Genomic DNA, 1,425 nt, shown 5'->3' with positions numbered 1-1,425 from the left:
AAAATAGGTAGTTGGTTTATATCAGGTGAAATGGAATCATTTGGTAGCTACGAGTCGGCAGTGCAGTGGCTAACTGATTAACATAACAAGAGACTATGGCGTCAATAGTTAATTTTGGGCGCTATTTACATCCCACATACAGCCATCTCTCAGCATGGAATTTAGGATGACGACCATCTTTCTCACACAGGCTATGATTGCTACTTTTTTCGGTTTTCCTGCAGCTAAAAGTTGCTGATATTTCTCTTTAAAAACAGGATTACATTGCATCGCTGACATCATAGCCATATATAAAACTGTCCTTACTTGCATTCGTCCACCTTTGATCATTCTCTTGCCTTTAAAACTGCCACTTTCACGTGTGATTGGTGCGACTCCGATTAACGAAGCGGCTTGTTTATTGGAGATATAACCTAGCTCAGGGACGTTACTGATGATTGAAGCTGCGGCGATTTTCCCGATACCAGGGACACTCTGTAGTATCTCATTTTTAGCTTGGTAATCTGGGCAAGTTTCTATCAGTTTTTCTATTCTGCTTTCTACTTTTGTAATCTGGTTTTTGAGTGCAGTTAAGATAGGCTTGATTGAAGATGCAAGTGATTTAGGGAGGATTTGGTGGCGATTCTTCTCCATCGTTTGCATTGATAATAATTGATTGCGTCTTGTGACTAAGTCGCTCATTAACCGGATGTTTTCACTTTTTAGTTGAGTGAGTCTTGGTTTGATGGCTTCGGCATAGTGGGCAATAAGTGCCGCATCTAGACGGTCGTTTTTAGCTCTATTGCCAAGAGCGCCAGAAAACTTTTTGATGTGTAATGGGTTAGCGATGACATAAGGCAGATTGGCATTTTCACACGCTAAGATGAATGGCATCTCCAATCGACCCGTTGCCTCAATAACAATCCGTTCTGGATGATATTTAGCAATAGTTCGAATGGCTTGTTTGATCCCTTTTTCATCATTTGTGACGTTAAAGTAGATATCGAGAGGGCGGATATAGATATCAAGTTGTGTCTTACCTGTATCAACGCCGACATTAATGTTTTGAAGTGTGTTTGTATTCATAATAAGCTAACTCTTGCTTGCGAAATGCGGGCTCGAGACCCAGAAGACTATTCGAGTGTGATGCTTGGAGTTCTATCTGACGTTCGTTCTTGTTATCGGTCTCTCAATAGAGGAGCCAGCGTTCAATCGAACTATCAGATAGAGAACTTTAGTTGCAGCTAAAGTCTGGGTCTCACCTTACCCTTATTCGCTAGTTATTATCCATACAAAGCGTTTAAGACGGATTCCCAACGCTCGGCATTTTTGGTTTACTTCGGGTTAAGTGTTTACGGCGCAATACTTTAAGTGCAGTGATCTGCGTTGCTCACCACTTAACGCGGCGTTATATTTTATTTAAAATCAGTGTCTTAAAATCAATAT

1 protein-coding gene is annotated in these 1,425 nt (G+C 40.8%); it reads right to left on the bottom strand.

Annotated features, from left to right (window positions below):
- Positions 1–108: 108 nt before the first annotated feature.
- Positions 109–1,065, bottom strand: coding sequence for an IS110 family transposase (locus AB6D06_RS22435; protein ID WP_372111928.1), 957 nt, complete (start codon positions 1,063–1,065; stop codon positions 109–111).
- Positions 1,066–1,425: the final 360 nt, after the last annotated feature.

Origin of the sequence: Vibrio sp. 10N.239.311.G01, assembly GCF_041465805.1 — a bacterium.
Taxonomy (GTDB): domain Bacteria; phylum Pseudomonadota; class Gammaproteobacteria; order Enterobacterales; family Vibrionaceae; genus Vibrio; species Vibrio crassostreae_C.
Note: the sequence above shows the minus strand (reverse complement) of the source record. Positions and strands in the feature narration are given on the sequence as shown.

What these genes read in the sequence shown, in the direction of transcription:
- AB6D06_RS22435 (WP_372111928.1), bottom strand. Translation starts at nt 1,065, where the DNA reads ATGAATACAAACACACTTCAAAACATTAATGTCGGCGTTGATACAGGT.